The organism is Paenibacillus catalpae, from assembly GCF_900112695.1.
Taxonomy (GTDB): domain Bacteria; phylum Bacillota; class Bacilli; order Paenibacillales; family Paenibacillaceae; genus Pristimantibacillus; species Pristimantibacillus catalpae.
This window is the reverse complement of the sequence record NZ_FOMT01000004.1, coordinates 1-21,150: the sequence shown is the minus strand read 5'-3', so window position 1 is coordinate 21,150 and position 21,150 is coordinate 1. Positions and strand designations below refer to the sequence as shown.

The 21,150-nt window shown below is 50.1% G+C and carries 11 protein-coding genes and 1 rRNA gene; all 12 read left to right on the top strand.

The features are described from left to right. Window positions 1-46 precede the first annotated feature (46 nt). The gene (locus BM200_RS17910; protein WP_091187992.1) at window positions 47-1,402 is read left to right on the top strand and encodes an extracellular solute-binding protein; all 1,356 of its coding nucleotides are present in this window, start codon (window positions 47-49) and stop codon (window positions 1,400-1,402) included. A 110-nt stretch (window positions 1,403-1,512) separates the two neighbouring features. After that, complete coding sequence (locus BM200_RS17905) at window positions 1,513-2,823, top strand: carbohydrate ABC transporter permease (protein WP_091187990.1); 1,311 nt, start codon at window positions 1,513-1,515, stop codon at window positions 2,821-2,823. Between the two features lies 1 nt (window position 2,824). After that, on the top strand, window positions 2,825-3,667 hold the full coding sequence (locus BM200_RS17900) for a sugar ABC transporter permease (protein WP_091187988.1): 843 nt from the start codon (window positions 2,825-2,827) through the stop codon (window positions 3,665-3,667). A 52-nt stretch (window positions 3,668-3,719) separates the two neighbouring features. Further along, on the top strand, window positions 3,720-10,064 hold the full coding sequence (locus BM200_RS17895) for an S-layer homology domain-containing protein (RefSeq protein ID WP_175532919.1): 6,345 nt from the start codon (window positions 3,720-3,722) through the stop codon (window positions 10,062-10,064). Window positions 10,065-10,704: 640 nt separating this feature from the next. After that, on the top strand, window positions 10,705-12,276 hold the full coding sequence (locus tag BM200_RS17885) for an ABC transporter substrate-binding protein (protein WP_091187983.1): 1,572 nt from the start codon (window positions 10,705-10,707) through the stop codon (window positions 12,274-12,276). A gap of 35 nt (window positions 12,277-12,311) precedes the next feature. Then, a complete protein-coding gene (locus BM200_RS17880) occupies window positions 12,312-14,066 on the top strand; it encodes a sensor histidine kinase (RefSeq protein ID WP_175532918.1) in 1,755 nt (584 codons plus the stop codon). Then, window positions 14,063-15,667 (top strand): helix-turn-helix domain-containing protein, encoded by a 1,605-nt coding sequence (locus BM200_RS17875; protein WP_091187980.1) that lies wholly within the window; start codon window positions 14,063-14,065, stop codon window positions 15,665-15,667. The genes BM200_RS17880 and BM200_RS17875 overlap by 4 nt, the downstream gene beginning before the upstream one ends. A 149-nt stretch (window positions 15,668-15,816) precedes the next feature. Further along, window positions 15,817-17,376 carry a spore germination protein gene (locus BM200_RS17870; protein WP_091187978.1) on the top strand — a complete coding sequence of 520 codons (1,560 nt, stop codon included), beginning with the start codon at window positions 15,817-15,819 and terminating at the stop codon, window positions 17,374-17,376. Beyond that, entirely contained in the window at window positions 17,373-18,497 is a 1,125-nt protein-coding gene (locus BM200_RS17865; RefSeq protein WP_091187976.1) for a GerAB/ArcD/ProY family transporter, read from the top strand. The genes BM200_RS17870 and BM200_RS17865 overlap by 4 nt, the downstream gene beginning before the upstream one ends. Further along, complete coding sequence (locus BM200_RS17860; RefSeq protein WP_091187975.1) at window positions 18,478-19,722, top strand: Ger(x)C family spore germination protein; 1,245 nt, start codon at window positions 18,478-18,480, stop codon at window positions 19,720-19,722. Before BM200_RS17865 ends, BM200_RS17860 begins: the two co-directional genes overlap by 20 nt. A gap of 289 nt (window positions 19,723-20,011) precedes the next feature. After that, the gene (locus BM200_RS17850) at window positions 20,012-20,683 is read left to right on the top strand and encodes a DNA alkylation repair protein (RefSeq protein ID WP_091188643.1); all 672 of its coding nucleotides are present in this window, start codon (window positions 20,012-20,014) and stop codon (window positions 20,681-20,683) included. 286 nt (window positions 20,684-20,969) lie between these two features. After that, window positions 20,970-21,150: ribosomal RNA gene (locus BM200_RS17845) — 16S ribosomal RNA — on the top strand; the annotation flags it as partial.

The window sequence follows — 21,150 nt, the reverse complement described above, 5'->3', positions numbered from 1 at the left end:
GGGGTCAACAAATACAAGAGTTGATAAAGGGAAGGGGCTCACAACCATGTTAAAGAGCAAAAAGATGCTTGTCACGCTTAGCTTGCTGGCTGTTTCGATGTCGCTCGCAGCATGCGGAGGCGGCAACAATAACGGCAATAACACTGGGGCAAGCAATGCCAATGCTTCTGCAAGCGCAAATACAAACGCAAACGCACCGGCTTCGGAATCGCCAAGCGCGGATGCGGCGGCAACAGACAGCGGCGGACCAACTGAAGCAAAGCCTGCGGAGCTGACAATCTGGCCGGACACTGCTGAAGACAAGCTCGCCGTTATCCAGGCGGCAGCAGACAAATACACAGCCGCAACGGGGATCAAAATCAACATCAAGCCGGTAGCGATGAACGACCAGCCGGATGTGCTTGCTCTCGACGGTCCTGCCGGCAAAGGTCCGGACTTATTCTATCAGCCGGGGATCGGCAGCCTTGTCGTGAAGGGCCTTGTGCAAGAAGTGAAAGCTTCGGACGAAGTAAAAGGCACATTCACACCGGAAGCACTGGCCGCGCTTAGCCAAGACGGCGTTCTGTACGGCCTTCCGCTTGTAACCGAAACTTACGCTCTTTTCTATAATAAAAAGCTTGTTCCTAATGCTCCTGCGACGATTGCTGATCTCGAGCAAATCATGAAAGACCAGACGGACGCGAAGAAACAAAACTACGGCTTCCTCTTTGAAGCAGCAAACTTCTACTTTGCCTGGGGCTTCCTTGGCGGCGAAGGCGGCTACATCTTCAAGGACAATGCCGGCAAATACGATATCAATGACATCGGCCTCAACAAAGAAGGCACTGTAAAAGGCGCTTCCCTGATCCAAAGCTGGTTCAACAACGGCTACCTGCCGAAAGGCGTAAACGGAGACATCGTTGGCGGCCTGTTCACGCAAGGCAAAGTTGGCGCGGTTATCAACGGACCTTGGGCGATCAATGATTACAAGAAAGCACTGGGCGACGATCTTGCGGTTGCTCCAATCCCTACCCTTGAAGGCGGCGGTCATCCAACTTCCTTCATCGGCGTAAAAGGCTGGATGCTCTCCAAGTTCTCGAAAAGCCCAGAGTGGGCAGCAGACTTTGCGGCCTTCCTGACAAACGAAGAAAATGCGCTTGACTATTTCAAGCAAACAGGCGAAGTTCCGCCGGTTATTAATGTTCTGAACAATTCGGCTCTGACAGGAGATCCGCTTGTAGCAGGCTTCTCGCAGCAAATCCAATACGGCCAGCCGTTTCCTACCGTTCCTGAGCTTGACCATGTTTGGGATCCAATGGCGAACGCACTTAAATTCATCACGGAAGGCAAGAACGTTCAAGCTTCCCTGGATGATGCCGTCAAACTTATTAACGACAAAATGAAAATGGCCGGCGCGAAATAGAGACATCCGCACAAAAGCAGTTGCAGCATGAAGTGAAGGAAAGGGGCTCCTCGAAGCCCCTTTTGCTTTAATATCTCATTGCATTCGGAAATATGGAAGGTGAACCAAACATGAACATCAACGCTCTGGAACCGGTACCGCAGGCCAGTCCAATCAGGAACAGCCATAACCCGGTTCTTGCAACCGTGCTCTCGATTGTGCCTGGATTAGGGCAGCTGTATAACCGAAGGTGGATAAAAGGAATTGTATTTCTCGTAATTGGCTTAAGCTTGATCATTGCGTTATCCGCGCCTATCGCAAACAGCATTGCAGGGATGATTACACTTGGGGATAACCCGGAGACGGACGACTCCCGAAATTTACTCGTTCAAGGCTTGTTATCTTCGGTTATCGGCATCATTTTGCTGGGCCTTTACGTGCTGAATTTGCTTGATGCCCGCAAGGATGCGAAGAAACGGCAGGAGGGTATCCGCACGCCGTCGGTCCGGCAGGCCTTCCAGGACAGCTGGGAGCATGGCTTCCCGTATTTTGTTGTCGTGCCGAATTTCATCATGATGGCGCTGATCGTTATTTTCCCGCTGCTATTTATGATCTCTCTCGCTTTTACCAACTACAACCTGTACAATTCTCCGCCCGCTCATTTGCTTGACTGGGTCGGCTTTGCGAACTTCAAAGCGCTGTTCACGGAAGCCGTGTGGAGCAAAAGCTTGTTCACCGTTCTTTCCTGGACGGTTGTATGGACGCTGGCAGCAACCACTTTGCAAATTGTACTGGCCTTTTTCCTGGCCGTAATGGTGAATGACAGCCGGGTCCGATTCAAGCGTCTGATCCGTACCGTGCTGATTTTGCCGTGGGCGGTTCCGTCCTTCATGACCGTGCTTGTGTTTACCGCGATGTTTAACGATACATTTGGTGCGATTAACCGGGATATTTTCTCCCACTTTGGCGTGTCTATTCCTTGGCTCTCCGATCCGACCTGGGCCCGCGTAGCGATTATCGGCATTCAGGTATGGCTTGGCTTTCCGTATGTATTTACGCTCATTACCGGTGTGCTGCAAGGGATCTCGAAGGATTGGTACGAAGCTGCCGATGTCGACGGAGGTTCCAGGTGGAAGAAATTCCGTTTCATTACAATGCCGCATGTACTGTTCGCTACGGCGCCGCTGCTCATCATGCAGTATTCGTTCAACTTCAATAACTTCAATATTATCTACCTGTTTAACAAGGGCGGTCCGCCGGTACCGGGCCAGAACTCGGGCGCAACCGACATCCTGATCTCTTGGGTGTACAGCCTGACGTTTAAGGAAAACAACTACAAAATGGCGGCTGCCGTATCCATCATCATGGGTATCGTGGTAGCGGCGTTTGCTCTCTATCAATTCAGCAAAACCCGTTCCTTCAGAGAGGAGGATATGTACTAAGATGAAGCGCTCACTCAAATCCGCTCTGGAAGTATCCGGTATTTATCTGATTGTCCTAATAATGTTTGTCGTTATTCTGTACCCGCTCTTATGGGCGTTCAGCATGTCGCTCAACCCGGGCACCAGCTTATTCTCCCTTAAGATGATCCCCGACAACTGGTCGCTCGAGCATTATGAATGGCTCTTTAACAATCCGAGCAGTAACTACACGCTATGGTACAAAAACACGCTGATTGTTGCAGTTATCAACGGTCTCGCATCGGTCTGTCTGGTATCAATCGTCGCGTACGTATTCTCTCGATTCCGGTTTGTCGGCCGCAAGAACAGCATCTATACGTTCCTGCTCCTGCAGATGTTCCCGGTGCTCATGGGGATGGTTGCCATTTACCTGCTGCTTAACACGGTTAATTTGCTGGATACGTTCACGGGGCTAATCCTGATCTACGTGTTTGGCGGGCTTCCTATGAATCTGTTCCTTGTAAAAGGTTACCTCGATACGATTCCGCGCGATCTCGACGAATCGGCCAAGATCGACGGAGCCGGCTATCTGACGATATTTTTCAAGATTTTGATTCCGCTCGCCAGTCCGATTATTGCGGTAGTTGCCTTGTTCACGTTTATGGCGCCGTTCTTTGACTTCCTGACGCCGCAGATCATTATCCGCAGCCCGGAGAAGTTCACGCTGGCGCTTGGCCTGTACAACTTCATTAACGATAAGTTTTCGAACAACTTTACGATGTTTGCTGCAGGCACCATTCTGATAGCGGTTCCGATCTCAATCGTATTCCTGCTGCTGCAGCGGTTCCTCATTTCGGGTCTTGCCGATGGGGCAACCAAAGGTTAATGGTTTTATTTATTGCTTTGTAATTCTTTTCATTTCAGGAGGAATGGGATCAATGCCATCATTATTAAAGAAGCTGATGATTCTTTGTATGGCGCTCCTTATTGCGATCCCCCCGCTGTCCGCTAGTGCGGACGGCGTTTCCGGGGGTAATAATGAAGACGCTTTCATTCAAATTCATAATTCATGGAAAGGTTATTCGCTTTACGAAGATGCACAGGGCAAAGTGCGTTACGGTTATCCTGCTGTAAATGATCCGTACGCGCAGTGGACGATTGAAACAGAAGACGGCCACGCGCGCATCAAGAACCGCGCAACCGGTCACTACATGAACTCCCAGCAGGTAACGGATGCGAATATTACTAATGCAGTCGAGAGTTCCGCCATTGGCGAGGATTGGGTTTCTGACACTTGGGATATCGCTGAAGTTGCAAACAGGCCAGGAGAATTCAATATAATCAGCAATCGCAACTCCTCCTGGATCGTTAATTTCCAGATTGACGACGGCAAGGTGCAGTCAAATAATTGGGCGCAAAAGGATTGGGGAAGCGCGACATGGACATTTAATCCGGCGGAGGCAAGCGAACCGGTCCGTATCTTTAATCCGGATAACGGCACTTATTTGTACGAGGAAGAAGGAGAGGTCAAATACGGAGAAATCGCCTTGAACGATGTTTCTTCGCAATGGTTTGCGGAAGACAAGGACGGACATAAGCGTCTTCGCAATCGTGCAACCGGCCATTATCTTCATTCTCAGGCAATCACGGCCGAGCAGATTACAAATCCGGTAGGCATATCCGCCATTGGAGAGGGATGGACGTCGGATTTGTGGTCTTTCGAAGCGGTTGACGACAATGGCGGCATCAACATCGTAAGCTCCCGCGATAACAGCTGGATTGTGAATATCCAGGGCACCGGCAACGGCCCGGACGGGATTGTCCGTGCGAATAACTGGGCGCAGAAGAGCTGGGGCAGTGCGGTCTGGAAGCTTGAGCCTGCGGCGGATTCCACTCCGAAGCGGATCAAGAACAACTGGAAGGGCACCTATTTGTATGAAGACAACGGCCAGATCAAATACGGCGAGCCTTCGTATACAGATAAGACTTCGCAATGGATTTTGATCGACACGGCTGCAGGCACGCTGCTGCGCAACCTCGCAACCGGCCATTATGTAACGAGTGTCGACTATGCGGGAGCAACTCCGTTGACCGCTGAAGATGCGCCAAGCGTAGATTCGGCCTGGATCGTAGCGACTGCCAAGAATGACGGCGGCGGCGAAGTGGAGGGCAGCGTCACGTTAAAAAGCGCGGCAAACGCAAGCAGCTTCATCAACGTGCAAAATCAGGACGGCTTTGCGCAGGGCAATAACTGGGCGCAGGCGACATGGGGCAGCGCGCAATGGGCGCTGGAGGATCCGGCACCGCCAAAGACTCCGGTTGTTCCTTACATCCGGATCAAGAACAACTGGCTGCAGCTATATCTCTTTGAAGATGCAAACGGTATTGTTCAGTACGGCAACGTTCTGCCTTCCGATCAGAATGCACAATGGCTGGTAGAAGACCATGACGGCGTGAAGCGGATCAAGAACCGCGGGACCGGCCATTATTTGAACAATGATGGTGTAACGGGTGACCGGGATGCTTTGAAGTCTACGGCTCTGGCAGAGGATTCAAAGGCAGGCGATTGGACAATTGAGACGTATCAAGGCTATAAGCTGATCGGCAAGCCTGGCGATGACAGCGGGAAATACGTCAACGCCGAGAACAAGCTGAAGTTTGCGCAGTTCAGCGTGGTGCCGAAGGACTGGGGCAGCCCGAAATGGGAGTTTGTTACGGTGGGAGAGACAGCTCCGGCTTATGTCCGCCTGAAGAACAGCTACTTTGGCCAATATCTCTATGAAGATGAAGAGGGCAAGGTTGCCTACGGACAGCCTACAGCGGATGATCCGGCTTCCCAATGGTCGATCGAGACCGCTCCGCAAGGCGTGTATGTAGTGAACAAGGCAACCGGTCATTTGATCTCGAACGAGAATATCAACCGTGCCGAGAATGAAACCAATCCGCATCTCAAAGCGCTTGAGAGCCTCGTTATCGATAGGTCATGGGGCAGTGTGCAGTGGGTTGTAACAGATGTAGATGGATCGACAAATACGAAAGTATTCAGCAACAGCTGGAATTCGAAATGGAAAAACGAAGACGATACAACGGCTGCTGCCCGTATCCATGTGCAGGATCAGACCGGATATGGTCAGGCAAGCCCGATTCCTGCCGACTGGGGAAGCGCGCAATGGGTTCTTGAACCGGCACCGCAAGCCCCGGCCGAGCTGCCGGAAGGTTTTATCCGGATCAAGAATGAAGCTTCCGGACAATATCTGTACGAGAATGGCAGCAACGTTGTTTTGTACGGCAACCCTGAGGCAAACAACGCGGCTTCTCATTGGAAGATTACGAGCGAGAACGGTATACAGCGTATCGTGAACCGCGCGACAGGCAATGCGATTTCGATTGAACATCTTCAAAGCTACCTCGAGACAACAGCATCGCCGTCCGAGAACGATACGAAAGCGCAATGGATAGTTGAAAATGGCCTTGCGGCAGGTCTTTATCTGCTTCGCAGCAATGCGGAAGGCTACGAAGACAACTATATCCATACCGAGGATCTGCAGGGCTATGCGCAATACGAGCTGAGATCGATTGAAAGCCGCGGCGTGCAGTGGAGATTCGATACTGCACCGGAAGAAGCGGTAACGATCCCCTCAGAAGACGGTCCAGCAAACGCGGTAACTCCGGTATTGAAAGAGCTGAACGCGATTCGGATTATTGACGCGGCGACAGGCAAAGCGTTAATCGAACGTAATGGCGTTATTGTGGCAGATACGCCGGCTGCTTCTGACGGCAAAGCGGCCGAGTGGCTGCCTCAGGATTACAACGGTCGCAAGCAATATGTGAACCAGGCAACCGGTCATAAGCTCTCGGTCAAGGCAAGTGGTCTATCAACGGTTCTGACGGACGGAGCATCACTGTCTACGCAATGGGATGTTGATACCTACGCAGGCTATCAAGTGCTTAGCAATGCTGCGATCGCGGAGCAGTATTTGACGTTTGGTGCAGCAGGTACTGCAGTTGTTCAAGCGGTGGCGCCATCGGAGGACGCGGCGCATTGGCTGCTTCAGCCGGTAAAGAGTGACGTTCGTTATGAAGCGGAAGAAGCTTTTATGGCTGGCGGGGTTACTGCGAACGGCACCTCGGTAACCGGCTTTACGCAAGAAGATGCAGCGTTATTATTTGCAGTAAATACAGACAGCGCAGGCGATTATATTGCAAACGTGCATTATCGCAATGCGGACGGCAATGCGAGAAATTTAGCTGTCTATGTCAATGGCTTGAAACAGACTGCAACTGTGGAGTTCCCGGGAACAGGCAACGATTGGGCTGACAAAGCGCTTAACCTTCCGCTTCGTGCAGGGATGAACACGATATCGCTGCAGTACGACAATGGCAGCACCGGCGGTGTTGACGTTGATTATCTCCTCGTGCAAAATGCGGTCAATAAAGATTACCGTGGAGCAACCGTTCCATTTACAACGTATGAGGCAGAGCATGGCGGAACAAACGGTACACTCCTTGAAGAGGACCGTTCGTTCAAGACCTTCGCCTCCGAAGCATCCGGCAGAGAAGCAGTCCGTTTGGATGCAGACGGGCAATATGTAGAGTTTAAGACAACAGAGCAGGCGAATGCGATGACGATGCGTTATATCATCCCTGACTCCGCAGCGGGCGACGGCGAAGAGCATACGTTAACCCTATACATTAACGGCGAGAAGCAAGGCAAGATCCATCTGTCCAGCAAGTACAGCTGGGTGTATGGCAAATATCCCTGGACGAATAATCCGGCAGATGGAGATGCTCACCGCTTCTACGATGAGTCTCGTCTATTCATTGGCGATGTTGCAGCAGGCTCCACAATCCGGCTGATGAAAGAAGCGGATGATACCGCCGATTATTATGTGGTTGATTTGGTTGATCTCGAGCAGGCGCCTGATGCTTATGCAAAGCCGGACGGTTACGTATCGGTGACGGATTTTGGCGCAACGGCGAATGACAGCTCAGATGACTCGGCGGCTTTTGAAGCGGCAATCACAGCTGCGAAGGACCAAGGAGTTGGCGTATGGATTCCGGCAGGCGTATTTACGCTTGCGCAAGGTCCACTCCATGTGGACAACGTAACCATACGCGGAGCGGGTATCTGGCATACCGAGCTGCATGGAGCAGGCTTCCTGGTAGAAGGCAGCAAGGTGCGCATTTATGATCTGTATATGGATCTTGGCGTAACAGCCCGTCACGACGAGCTGCGCGAAGCGGGCTTTGACGGCACCTTTGGCAAAGGCTCCATCATTCAGAACGTATGGATCGAGCATGCCAAAGCGGGCATCTGGTCGATGCGCAGCGATGCGGGAGTTGCGACAGACGGCTTGTATGTAGGCGGAGTGCGTATTCGCAATACGTATGCCGACGGCATCAACTTTACAACGGGTACAAGACACTCGATGATTGAGCAGACTCATATCCGCAACTCCGGGGATGACAGCATCGCATTGTGGTCGCAAAAGCCGGAAGGCGTATCCGATGATGAGAGCCGGGTAAGCGGCAATACCGTACGCTTTAATACGGTCCAGCTGCCATGGCTGGCGGATAACGTCGCGATCTTTGGCGGACGGGACAACAAAGTGCAGGACAATATTCTATCGGATACAGTAGGGTTTGGTGCAGGGATCGCCATATCGACACGATTTAATCCGGTTGCCTTTGACGGCACAACGTTGATCGAACGCAACACGCTGATCCGTACCGGCGGCCGAGAGCCAAGCTGGGGGCAAAACTTCGGAGCGATCTGGCTGTTCACCGGCGACAAGCCGATTGATGCCGATATTAAGATCCGCAATAACACGGCACTCGACAGCACGTATCAGGGCTTGTACGTCAATGGACCAAACGCCATTGCCAATGGTGCCCGCAGCATTACGATCGAGAACTATGTCATTGACGGCACGGGAACATGGGGCATTCACGTAAACAATGACGTCAGCGGTTCGATTAATCTCGATAATGTGATTGTCCGCCATACGAAGATTGGTCCAGTGTTCAACGCCAAGTCAACCGGATTTGAGCTTCGTACCGTCACCCATGAAGACAATTCGGGTATTGGCCATACAGGCAGCGGCACGACTCCGGCAGAGCCGTCCGTTAATCATGATGCCGATCTGAAAGCTGGACTGAGCGCAGGCAAAAAAGAAATTTTTATTGACCTGCCAGCAACCGGGGATGCAGGAACCGCCGGGTTCTCCGCTGCCATATTAAAGGCGGCAGCATCTGCACCGCAAGAAGCATCTATTGTCATCCGCTATGGAGGAATGATGTATACGCTCCCTTCAACGATTTGGAACATCCTTGAGGAAGCGGGTTTGGCGGATGCGTTGGCAGAATCGGATGCTATACTGACGATTACGCTCTCACCGGTTACCAGCGCGGCTGCGGTTGAGATGAAGAATAAAGCGGCTGTCGCTGGCTTTACGATTGCGGGCACTCCGGTCTCCTTCGAGCTGACGCTGCACGCCGGCGATCAGTCGATACCGGTACATCAATTCGGAAAGCATTTTATCGGAAGAAGCTTTGCTCTTGACGGGCAATTGGATGAGGAACACAGCTCGGTGGTTGTGTATGATCCGGCAACCGGCCAGTTCAGAACGGTACCTGCCTTGTTCGCAACTGAAGGCGGCCATACAATCGCAACGGTACTCAGCACAACAAACAGCCTATATGCTGTTGCGGTTACGAATGCCGCGTTTAAGGATATCTCTGCACACTGGGCAAAAGAGGATATTCTGCTTCTGGCGAACAAACGCATCGTGAACGGCGTATCGGCCGATCTGTTTGCGCCAAACCGCAATGTGACGAGAGCCGAATTTGCAGCACTGGTTGTGAAGGCGCTTGGCCTTTCTCCGGCAACTGATGCAACTGCAGTCTTTACAGATATGACATCCTCCGCCTGGTATGCTTCTTATGTGGGGACGGCTGTCCAATACGGCATTGTGAAAGGGATGAGTGACGGTACATTCCGTCCGAATCGGGAAGTTACGCGTCAGGAGATGGCGGTAATGCTTGCTCGGGCACTTGAGCTTGCAAAGAGCCAGAATCAAGCTTCCGCAACAAAAGCCGATTTCCCGCAAGACGGCAGTGAAATCGCCGATTGGGCACAATCAGCAATCAACGGGCTGGTTGCGGCAGGCATCATGCAAGGCAAGGCGGCCGGCGAGTTCGCGCCGCTCGACTATGCAACACGCGCTGAAGCAGCTGTTACGCTGAAGCGATTGCTTCAGGTATCTGGCCTGATGAACAAATAATAATGAATACAAGCAAGAGGCCGTCTCAAAAGAGGTTCGCTCGCTAGAGATACGGCTCGCATCCGTGTAATTTTTATGAAAATAGTAGTGCAAGGGCTATCCCTGCACTGCTATTTTTAAATAAGTATAGTTCTCTTCGCTCCCATAACCCGCATCTGCATTGATGGTTCTCGGCAATTGACCAAGCAAAGCCTTCACTTGGTCTAGGTGCGGCTTTAGGCAACGTGTATCTGTTGGCCGTTTGTGATCTGGGCGTTGTCTGGCTGCCAGCCACATAAACATAATGTTTTCGCGAACCGCTTTTGCGATTCATCGACAGGTTAGTGGCAAACGGAGCGTTTTAATGATATTGGAGAAGCGTCAGCGTTCGCTTTTGTGAGGGGATTCCATCCTTACCAAGTTGATTCAAAGGAATCCTCGAGCAATGGCGATCGGAAGAACATTAAAATGCGCAGGTTGCTATTTAATCCAACTTTCAAAGGGGTGTCCCTTAGTCATTTACATGACTTATGGGACACCCCTTATTTGTCATGAGCTCAAAGTCACAATCTTATTATGAATAGTTACAATTAGAGTAGTCGGAGGGAATCGAGCCGTTGTATGATGAGGTATCTAACCTTGTGCCAAGGAGACGAGTGACATGTTCAACAGAGTCAACAAGAAAGCGCTTCCAATTATGATCGGATCGCTGCTCGTCGTCGCTATTCTAATTGCATTCTCGACGATGTACGGACAGACGCCGGGGCCGGCTAAATCAACAGCTGACTCCAATACCCATAATGACGACGAATCTTCTGCGGCGAAGCTCAAGTCGTCTGCAGATGCCAATACCGACAGGCTGGTTATGGTATTCCCTGCGGGCAATGTGCCGAGGGATCTTAACCTTGTAGAGGATAAGATCAATGATTATCTGATGAAGAAAATCAATGCCACACTCGACATCCGAACCATCGATATGGGCTCCTGGTGGGATAAGACCGGGCTCATGTTTGCTTCTGGCGAACAGATGGATATTCTTTTTACCGCGGGCTGGATGCGCTTTGGCGACGAGATCGCGAAGGGACGCTTTCTTCCGCTTGATGAGCTTCTGGACAAATATGGCGCAGGCATCCGTAAGATTCTGGATCCTTCCATTCTGGAGGCCAGCAAGGTGAACGGCAAGCTGTACGGGATCGTGACCAACAAGGAATTTGCATCCAGCAAAGGACTTGTCCTCCGTCAGGATCTCGTCGACAAGTATGATGTTGATTTGTCCAAGGTCAAATCGCTGGCTGATTTTGGCCCGATCTTCGAGAGGATCAAGCAGGATGAGCCAGGCATTACGCCTCTTCAGGCCCGTGCTGACCGCAGTCCGCTGACGTTTATGATGCAATACGGCATTTTTGACATGCTGGGAGAGGGTCCTGGCGTGCTGCGCCGTGAAGGGCAGTCGACGAAAGTGCTGAATATGGCGGAAACCCCTGAATTCATGGAGTATGCAAAGCTCCTCTATGAGTGGAACCGCAAGGGCTACCTCAACCCGGATGCGACAACATCCAAGGATAATGAGTACGACGCGGTAAAAGCCGGCAATGCCTTCGCTTATGCGGAATCGCTAAAGCCCGGCTTCGAGATTCAAGCCTCGCGGGATACCGGCTATCCGATGGTGAGCGTTGAGCTGACGAAACCATATACAACAACGGCAGACACAACAAGCGCCATGTTTGCGATTACCCGCAATGCGCAGCACCCGGAGAAATCGATGATGCTCCTGAACCTTTTGTATACGGATCCCTATTTGCTGAACCTGCTCGATTGGGGTGTTGAAGGAGTCCACTATGTGAAGAAATCGGATAGCGTCATTGAATATCCGTCTGGCGTGGACGCCAAGACGGTTGGCTATAATCTCAATCAGCCATGGATGTTTGGCAATCAGCTGAACTCCTATCTTTGGGAGAATGAGAACCCGGGCTTATGGGAGGAATACCGCAGCTTTAACGAGCAGGCGGATAAATCGAAGGCGCTTGGGTTTGTGTTTAACCCGGAGCGCGTGAAGGCCGAAATTGCCGCTTCGCTTATAGTAGAGAAAGAATTTATGCCGGCCTTTAACACCGGTGCGCAGGATCCGGAGAAAATCATTCCAATGTACGTAAGCAAACTGAAGGCAGCTGGTGCCGATAAAGTTGTACGGGAGAAACAGCGTCAGCTTGATCTATGGCTGGCCAGCCACTAGCAATATTCGCAGATGAGGAGAGGAGGAGTACGGCAATGAGACAAGCGACGATGCGTTCCAGACTAATCTTGGGCTTTGGTCTCGTCATTATTCCTCTTGTCATCCTGCTGCTGTGGAACAATCTTTACGCAACGAAGGTCGTCCACTCCCAGGTCGCCCAGTCGAACCGGAACATGCTCACGATGTATATGAATGATATGGATCAGGTTCTGGGAGAAATCGAGAACTACTTATATAAAGCAGCCGAGCAGGATCAAAGCCTAATCTCGCTCAGTCAATATGACAGGGACAGCTGGGAGTATTATTTGTCTACGACGCAGACGGCAAACGACTTGGATCTGAACATTAACTATTATGACGCGGCGGATGTCTTGTTCGCTTACAGCACCAAATACGAGGAGCTTCTGATTGCCCAGCAGCAATCCGTCACCTATGACCGCAAGCAGGAGATTCAATCCAAGCTGAAAAAGCTGCTCGTTAATGATGATCCAATGATTCGTGCAGGGTGGAATGTCGTAGAGTTGAAGGGTCAGTATGCACTCGTCCGGGTCGTGGATACGAATTACGATTCGTATATCGGGGCATGGATTGACCTGAACCGATTGATGGAGCCGATGCGGGTGCTGGGGCAGGGGGGCAAGGCGGAAGCGCTTCTAGTATCCGGCGAAGGCAGGCCGATATCCACGGTAGGATCCTCCATCCGTCAAGAGATTGAAGCGTTTGATCTGACTGCTTATATGGATAACGGCAATGCGGCTTATAACATTGTGAAGCTTGGCAATCCTTATTTGCTGGTAGCAAAGAGCTCCAGAATGGCGGAGATGAATCTGATCTTCTTGCTGCCGGAGCGCACGCTGCTTGAAGGTCTTCCGATTTTCCGTAAAATGACGTATGTCATACCGATGCTGGCGGCTATTATGCTTGGTCTTTATTTGTTCTTCCTGCAAAATTCCATCGTCAAGCCGATCCATCATATCATTAAAGGGATGCGGAAAATCCGTTCCGGCGACCTGAGTGTCCGGATGGAGGATTATAAGCTTCAGGAGTTTATTACGCTCAAAGAAACCTTTAACGGAATGGCCCAGCAGATCGAGCATTTGAAGATTGATATTTATGAGGAGCAGATCCGTACGCAGAAGGCGGAGCTGAAGCATTTGCAGGCACAAATTCACCCTCACTTTTTCATGAACTCTCTTAATATTGTCTATCAGCTGGCACAGATCAAGGATTATGAAGTGATTCAGAACATGTCGCTTCATCTTGTGCGCTATTTCCGGTTCACTACGCGGACTCAGGTGTCTACGGTTACCGTAAAAGAAGAAGTAGAGCATATCTATCATTATCTCTCGATTCAGAAGTACCGTTTCCCGGAGACGCTTGCTTTTGATTTTGAAGTAGATCCGGCGCTGGAGAACGCGAGTCTTCCCCCGCTAAGCATTCAGCCACTTGTAGAGAACGCGATGGTACACGGCTTCTCCATCCGGACGGGCACGCCTTTCCATATCCGGGTGAAGATATCGGCCGAAGGCGGGGAGGATGCCGGCATGGTCATTGAAGTGGAGGATAACGGGAAAGGTTTTACCGAGGAGCAAAAGGAGCATTTGCGCATGAAGGTCCATCAGCTCGAACCCGGTGACGGCAGCTTAGGTCTGTGGAATGTTGTACGGCGCTGCAGGCTTTATTACAAAGGTACAGTCAGAATGGCATTTGACAGCGTTGATCCGCAAGGCACGATCGTAACGCTGCGGGTGCCGAGGAACAAAACGGGCGAAAGGGAGCCGGGACAATGATACGAGTGCTCATTGTGGATGATGAGATATATGCGGTGAAGGGACTTCGTTCCGGGGTGCGCTGGGAGTTGATCGGGGTGGACGAGGTTTATGAGGCGTACCATGCGCCGATGGCTCAGCAGGTACTGCTCGAACAGCCGATTGACATCGTCATTTGTGATATTGAAATGCCCGAGATCAGCGGTCTTGAGCTGATGGAATGGGTGAAGTCACGCGGCATGAAGCCGGAGACAATTGTTCTGACCTGCCATTCCGAATTCGAGTACGCCAAGCGTGCGATTCATCTTGGCAGCTTTGAATATTTGCTGAAGCCGGTTGTTTATACAGAGCTGGAGGAGACTCTTCTCACGGCGATTTCCCGGGTGAAGGAGAAGCGGAGAATTAACGAAACGGATGAGCAATACAACAAAATCGTAGAGCTGTGGAACAGCCGCAAGCCGATGCTTGTCGAGCGTTTCTGGCAGGACCTGCTGGAGCGCAGAGTATCAACCAGTCCGGAAGCAATCCGGCAATCGCTCTTCACTTATGATATGCGGATGAGTGCGGTTGAACGCGTTCGCCTGATTCTCATCAGCGTGGAGAGCTGGGAAAGACCGCTCAACGAGCGGGATGAGCTTATTATGGAATTTGCTCTGCGCAAGTCAGCCGAAGAAATGCTGCTGGAGAAGCTTTCGGGCAATGTCATTCAAGATCATCGGGGCAATATTATGGTCGTGCTGCATCTCGGCGAGGTGGATGCGGTCAGGGAAGAGATTGAGACGTTGTGCCGGAATTATGCCGAAGCTTGCAGTCGTTACTTCTATTGCCGACTCTCCTGTTATATCGGCGAATTAACCGCCGTTAACGATGTGCTTCAAAGCTATCTGACGCTGCTTAACAAGGAATACCGGAATGTCAGCATGGCTGGCGGCATTATATGGAGCGAGGATCCTGCGGATACCAAGGTCAAGACAGCTGCCCCATTTACGGAATCCATGTTAGACTGGGCGGATTTGCTCGAGCAAGGCGCTGTGACGGAGCTGGCGCTTAGGCTGGAGGAATGGACCGATGCCATTGATCCGCGGACAACAACGGTCGATAGTCTTACAGCCTCCTGTCACGCGCTGTTGCAAGTAATCTATTATGCGATGCACCGCAAAGGGCTTCAAGCCCAGCAGTTATACGAGAATCATCGTTGTTCCGGTGTGGAGACAGCCACCCGTTCAGTCGGACAGTTTAAGACATGGGTACGATGTATTGCCGGGGCCGCAGGCAGCCTGTTTACAAGAACGATGGCCGTCAGCCCCATTGTTCAAAAGGTAAAAGCTTATATCGACGAGCATCTGAACGAGGAACTGTCCCGTGAGCAGCTGGCATCCATTGCTTTTGTGAATCCGGCTTATCTGTCCCGCCTGTTCCGCAAGGAGACCGGTATGGTGCTGACCGATTATATACTGAAGGAAAGAATGGATAGAGCAGCGGAGCTTCTCTCTACAACGGACCGCAGTATCAGCGAGATAGCCGACGGGCTAAGTTACGGAAATTTCTCGTATTTTGCGAGACTGTTCCGCAAGGTGCATGGCGTAACTCCGCAGGAATACCGCAAGCCGTACCGCAGATAATTTGATAGGATTTGAAGGCCACCTTGAGAGGTGGTTTTTTTATTTTCCTTCATAAAATTCCCTTTCGAGGGAATCATTAAAGTACATAATGAGGCGTAATTCCGCCTCTCACGAACGAACGAAATCGGCATGAGAAGCGGGGGATATAAATGGAGCATAACGGACAACCATTAGAGCAGCCATCTATACCATCTGCATCGGTCAAAGACAATATAGCCTATATTAAGCAGCTGCTTGGTTCCCCAGGCGACTTATTGATCCGTACCTTTCTGACGGCAGATGGTCAAAAAGCAGCAGTCGTATGCATCGAAGGCCTGGTCGATAAGCAGGTTATTCAGAATCAGGTCATCAGCCAATTGATGCAGGAAAGCGGGAGCTCCTTCACCCGCACGGACCGCACCGAGAATACCGGGCAAATGGATGATGAATACAGCAGAGGAACAGTTGCGCGAACAACAGAGCAGCTTTCTCTGCAAGATATGAGGCGTTCCTCGGACTGGGATGAGATTATACTGACCATCTTGTCCGGGGATGCGGTTCTTTTTGTAGAAGAGATGGAAGACACGGTTCTGATCGGAAGCAAAGGCTGGAAAAGCCGGGCGATTGAAGAGCCTCAGACAGAATCCATTATCCGGGGACCGAGAGACGGTTTTACGGAAGACATCCGGACGAATACAACACTGATTAGAAGGAGGATTCGGGACCCGCATCTTCGGTTTGATTCCTATTGTATTGGGCGGAGATCGCGGAAGGATTTGATTGTCGCTTACATTGACGGCGTTGTGAATCCAATGCTCGTGAAAGAGGTGAAGCGAAGAATCAACACGATTGACATGGATGATGCTGAAGGATCGGGATTTGTCGAGCAGTGGATTCAGGATCATTACTGGTCACCCTACCCCCAAATTCTGAATACGGAACGTCCGGACAAGGTGGCAGGTGCTCTGCTGCAAGGACGCGTTGCTGTGCTTGTTGACGGTACGCCTTTTCAACTCATTCTGCCGATTACGATCTCTTCCTTCATTCAGTCCCCTGAGGATTATTATCAGAACTGGATTTTGGCGAGTGTTCTTCGGATCTTGCGAGTTTTTGCGGTTTTTATTGCCTTGTTTCTACCCGGCCTCTACATCGCCCTATTGGAATATCATCACGGGATGCTGCCCTCCAAGCTGGCCTTTTCAGTAGCGGGTACGAGAGAAGGCGTTCCCTTCCCGGCTGTAATGGAGACTTTTCTAATGGAAGCTACTCTCGAGCTGCTGCGCGAAGCGGGGGTACGGCTGCCGAAATCAATTGGACAGACAATTGGAGTCGTGGGCGGTCTGGTTATTGGTGAAGCGGCAGTTACAGCCGGTATCGTAAGTCCGGTTATGGTTGTTATCGTGGCTGTCACGGCCATTGCATCATTTGCCATACCATCCTACGGGTTTGCGATTTCCATAAGGTTGATGCGTTTCCTCATCATGATTGCGGGAAGTGTATTCGGACTTTACGGCATCGTGCTCGCCTTGATTATCAATTGTATTCATCTCGTGAATTTAAGAAGCTTTGGCATTCCGTATACAGCCCCTCTTGCTCCGCTTAGACTGTCGGATTGGCGGGATCTTATATATCGGCTGCCCGTTATCCGTTTATCTCACAGACCTGAAATATTAGAAACGATGGACTCGAAGAGATTGGATAAGAGCAGCAAGAAGAAAGGGACACAATGAGAATCAATAGCTATGGTGAAAAACCTTTATCTTCTTTGGAGATGAGCATGACAATAGCATCCATGCTGATTGGTGTGGGGATTTTGACGCTTCCCCGAGCAGTTGCAACCTACACGCAGTCTTTTGACGGCTGGATGAGTATTCTGCTTGCGGGCTGCATTGCGCTTATTGCCGGTTTGCTTGTGTCCAAAGTGGCCATCCGGGCGGGGAATAAGACTTTTCTTGATTATTCCGTAAGCTTGGTGGGCAGACCGGTTACTTACCTTATTGCTGCCCTCCAATTCAGCTATTTTTTAGGCTTTTGCTCGTTTGAGACAAGAGCGATTGCGAATATCTCCAAGCAATATCTATTTGACCGGACGCCTGTCGAGTACATTTCACTTGCGTTTATTTTGGTTGTGGTCTACGGCGTGTCGGGCAGCAGATCGGGGCTGCTTCGGCTGAATGTATTGTTTTTACCCTCCGTTCTTATCATGGTCGTCATTGTCGTCAGCTTCGGATACAGATGGTTTGAATTTGAGAACCTGAAGCCTTTTTTTATTACCCCGCCATTGGGCATCGTGCAGGGAATGAAGGAGGTCATCTATTCCTTGCTCGGTTTCGAAATCATTTTGTATTACATTGTTTTTATGGAGCGTCCTGAAAAAGCTGCGAAAGCCGTTTCTTACGGCATCGTAGTGTCCGTTGTCATTTACCTGGTCATTTATCATCTCGTTGTAGGTGTTTTTTCCAATATTGGAGTCATGAATATCGTCTATCCGACTATTGAGCTTGCCAAGGAAATTCAGTTCCCGGGTAACTTCTTCGAACGGTTTGAATCCTTGTTTTTCGTCATATGGATCATGACGGTGTTTAATACGGCGGCAATGGGATTTGATTTGGCAAATGAATGCTTATCCTTTTTGTTCAAAAAGTTAAGTAAACGGTATCGGCTGCTTATCATTGCGCCTATTGCCTATTTAATCTGCATGGCTCCGGGAGATATGGCGGAATTCGCAACTCTCGGGACGATGATCAGCTATATGGCTATCCTTTCCGGCATTTTATTGCCGGTATCCCTTTTAATGTTCGGGGGTAAGAAGAAAAAGGAGGAAAAGGGAAATGACAAGAGCGGCGGCTAAAAGACGTATGCTGCCCCTGCTGGTGGCCGTTTGTGCTTTAATGTCAGGCTGCTGGGACCGGGTTGAGATTGATCAGCGCGGCTTTGTTGTTGGAGTGGGAATTGATGAACCGGACAATAAGGAGGAAGGGAAGCATGATGAGGAGAATCGGAAGGGTCAGCTGGAGAAGAATCAGAGTGACCCCAAACAGTCATTCAAAGTAGTTTATCAAGTTGTAATGCCTGCTGGCCTGAACACGAACAAAGGTGGAGGAATGGAGGGCGGGGCCGGCAAAGCCTACTTCAACATGGCGGTGGAAGAGAATACGATGGCGACTTCCATGGCAAAGCTCTCTCAGAGATTAAGCCGTGCCCCTTTCTTCGAACATCTCAAAGTCATTATCATTTCAGAAAATATTGCCCGACGGCCCCAGAAATTCGCAGAAACCATTGATTATTTTTTGCGTGAAAGCGAGATGAGACGATCAACGAGAGTAATGGTCACAAGAGATAAGGCGATTGATGTTTTGAACACGCATCCTCCGGATCAGAGGCTGCCTTCTGCTTATTTAGAAGAGCTCTCAGACAATACGAAGGAAAGTTCAAGGATTTTGCCGGAATCCCGCATTGGTGATGTGCATGAATTTTTGCTCAAGCATAAAAGCTTTGCCATTCAGGCTGTCCAGAATGGTAACCGTAATTATTCTACTATGACGGAAGCCGCTGTTTTTAATGGAACCTCGAACGAGCTGGTTGGTTTTTTGAATGCAATGGAAACAGCCGGGCTTAACTTTTTGGAAGGGAGAGTGAAGGGAGGACAGATTAAATTCTCCTTTGACAACCGGCTTGGTGTATTTAACATTGAACGGATGAGCAGGAGGCTGGAATGTAAGTTTGGTCCGGACAACATGCCTGAGTTTACGTTTCATATTCGGGTTGAAGGGTCGGTTGGTGAATTGCTTCATGCGCCGGACACGCTGAAAGAAGATGCAATTGATAATATGGAAAATGCCGTACAGCGGGAGATTGTCAAATTAATGAGAATGACCACGAATAAATTGCAGCATGAATACAACTGCGATGTTATGGGACTCCGTGAATATTTGTTCCACAATCATTATAGATGGTTTAAGCAGCATGAAAGTCAGTGGGAAGAAGAAGGCCATCTATTCTCCACACGACCCGTAAAGATGGACGTGAAGGTGAGTGTACGGAGAAGCGGGAACATTAATTTAACGGAGGATTAGAATGGAGCTATTGAATCGGGTAATCGGTCTTTTGCCATCGGTCAGTATTTTATTCAGTGCTTTTCTGTGCGCGATAGTGCCTATGTGCTTTTATTGGATATCAGACAGGATGCGGAAGCATGACCCGCCCTGGAAGCATGAGATGCCTGATGACATAGATGGATCCATGCTGCCAGCCGGTTCCTCTAATGATCAATACGAAGACATAAGTTGATAACTTGCGGGCAGCACATTCATGAAACTATAATTTGAAAATGTAGAGAGGGGTGAACGCTTGACGATCTATGCCATGCAAATAGCAGAATGGTTGCGAAAGCATGCGAATCAGGAGAATGCGCGAAGCATGGAAGCCTATATGCGCAACCAGTTCCCGTTTCTGGGTCTAAAAACGCCGGAGCGGATGCAGCTGACAAGGGAGTTCTGGAAAGAACACGGTATGCCAAAAGGCGAGGAACTGCTGCAAACCGCGGATGAGTTATGGCAGTTGCCGGAGCGGGAGTACCAGTATACGGCAATGGTTATGCTGGACAAGCACCGTAAGCTTGCGGATGAGGCGCATATCGACAGGCTGGAGCATTATATAGTTACGAAGTCGTGGTGGGATACTGTGGACATTCTTGCGGGGCAATTAGTAGGATCCCATCTATTGAAGTTTGCTGACTTGATTGCTGATTATCCGGATCGTTGGATTCAATCGGACAATATGTGGCTGCGCAGAACGGCACTTCTATATCAGTTGAAGTACAAGGAGCGTACGGATCAAGAGCGGCTGTTCCATTATATCGATCTGCAAAAAGAGGAAGAAGAGTTCTTTATCCGCAAAGCGATCGGCTGGGCGCTCCGTGAATATGCGAAGACCAGTCCGGATGTAGTCCGCCGGTTTGTGAAGGAGACTTCACTATCCGCTCTTAGCGTAAAAGAAGCTTTGAAGCATATAGGAAAAGAAGCAGCGAGTGGTTAGAGAAAGTTTTTTTAAAAAAAGGCTTGCAATTGTATTTACGCCTATGGTATATTCTAATTCCGGCCGAGAGAGACACGCGGTTGGAACGAAAAGCTGAACATCATCGGTTGATAAGAAATTGAAATGGATGAAAAATAAAGCTTGACACCAAATTCAATAACGTGATAAGATATTCAGCGTTGTTGAAAAAATTGTTCTTTGAAAACTGAACAACGAGCAAAACTGCCCCGTTAGAAATAACGGAAAAAGCGATAAAAACAAGTTTGAGCAAGTCAAACAGAACCATTTCATGGAGAGTTTGATCCTGGCTCAGGACGAACGCTGGCGGCGTGCCTAATACATGCAAGTCGAGCGGATCTTGTCCTTCGGGACAAGGTTAGCGGCGGACGGGTGAGTAACACGTGGGTAACCTGCCCATAAGACTGGGATAACATTCGGAAACGAATGCTAATACCGGATACGCGAAT

Coding starts and splice junctions, on each gene's coding strand:
- BM200_RS17865 (WP_091187976.1), top strand. CDS start 17,373: ATGAGAATCAATAGCTATGGTGAAAAACCTTTATCTTCTTTGGAGATG.
- BM200_RS17905 (WP_091187990.1), top strand. CDS start 1,513: ATGAACATCAACGCTCTGGAACCGGTACCGCAGGCCAGTCCAATCAGG.
- BM200_RS17875 (WP_091187980.1), top strand. CDS start 14,063: ATGATACGAGTGCTCATTGTGGATGATGAGATATATGCGGTGAAGGGA.
- BM200_RS17885 (WP_091187983.1), top strand. CDS start 10,705: ATGTTCAACAGAGTCAACAAGAAAGCGCTTCCAATTATGATCGGATCG.
- BM200_RS17900 (WP_091187988.1), top strand. CDS start 2,825: ATGAAGCGCTCACTCAAATCCGCTCTGGAAGTATCCGGTATTTATCTG.
- BM200_RS17880 (WP_175532918.1), top strand. CDS start 12,312: ATGAGACAAGCGACGATGCGTTCCAGACTAATCTTGGGCTTTGGTCTC.
- BM200_RS17860 (WP_091187975.1), top strand. CDS start 18,478: ATGACAAGAGCGGCGGCTAAAAGACGTATGCTGCCCCTGCTGGTGGCC.
- BM200_RS17910 (WP_091187992.1), top strand. CDS start 47: ATGTTAAAGAGCAAAAAGATGCTTGTCACGCTTAGCTTGCTGGCTGTT.
- BM200_RS17870 (WP_091187978.1), top strand. CDS start 15,817: ATGGAGCATAACGGACAACCATTAGAGCAGCCATCTATACCATCTGCA.
- BM200_RS17850 (WP_091188643.1), top strand. CDS start 20,012: ATGCAAATAGCAGAATGGTTGCGAAAGCATGCGAATCAGGAGAATGCG.
- BM200_RS17895 (WP_175532919.1), top strand. CDS start 3,720: ATGCCATCATTATTAAAGAAGCTGATGATTCTTTGTATGGCGCTCCTT.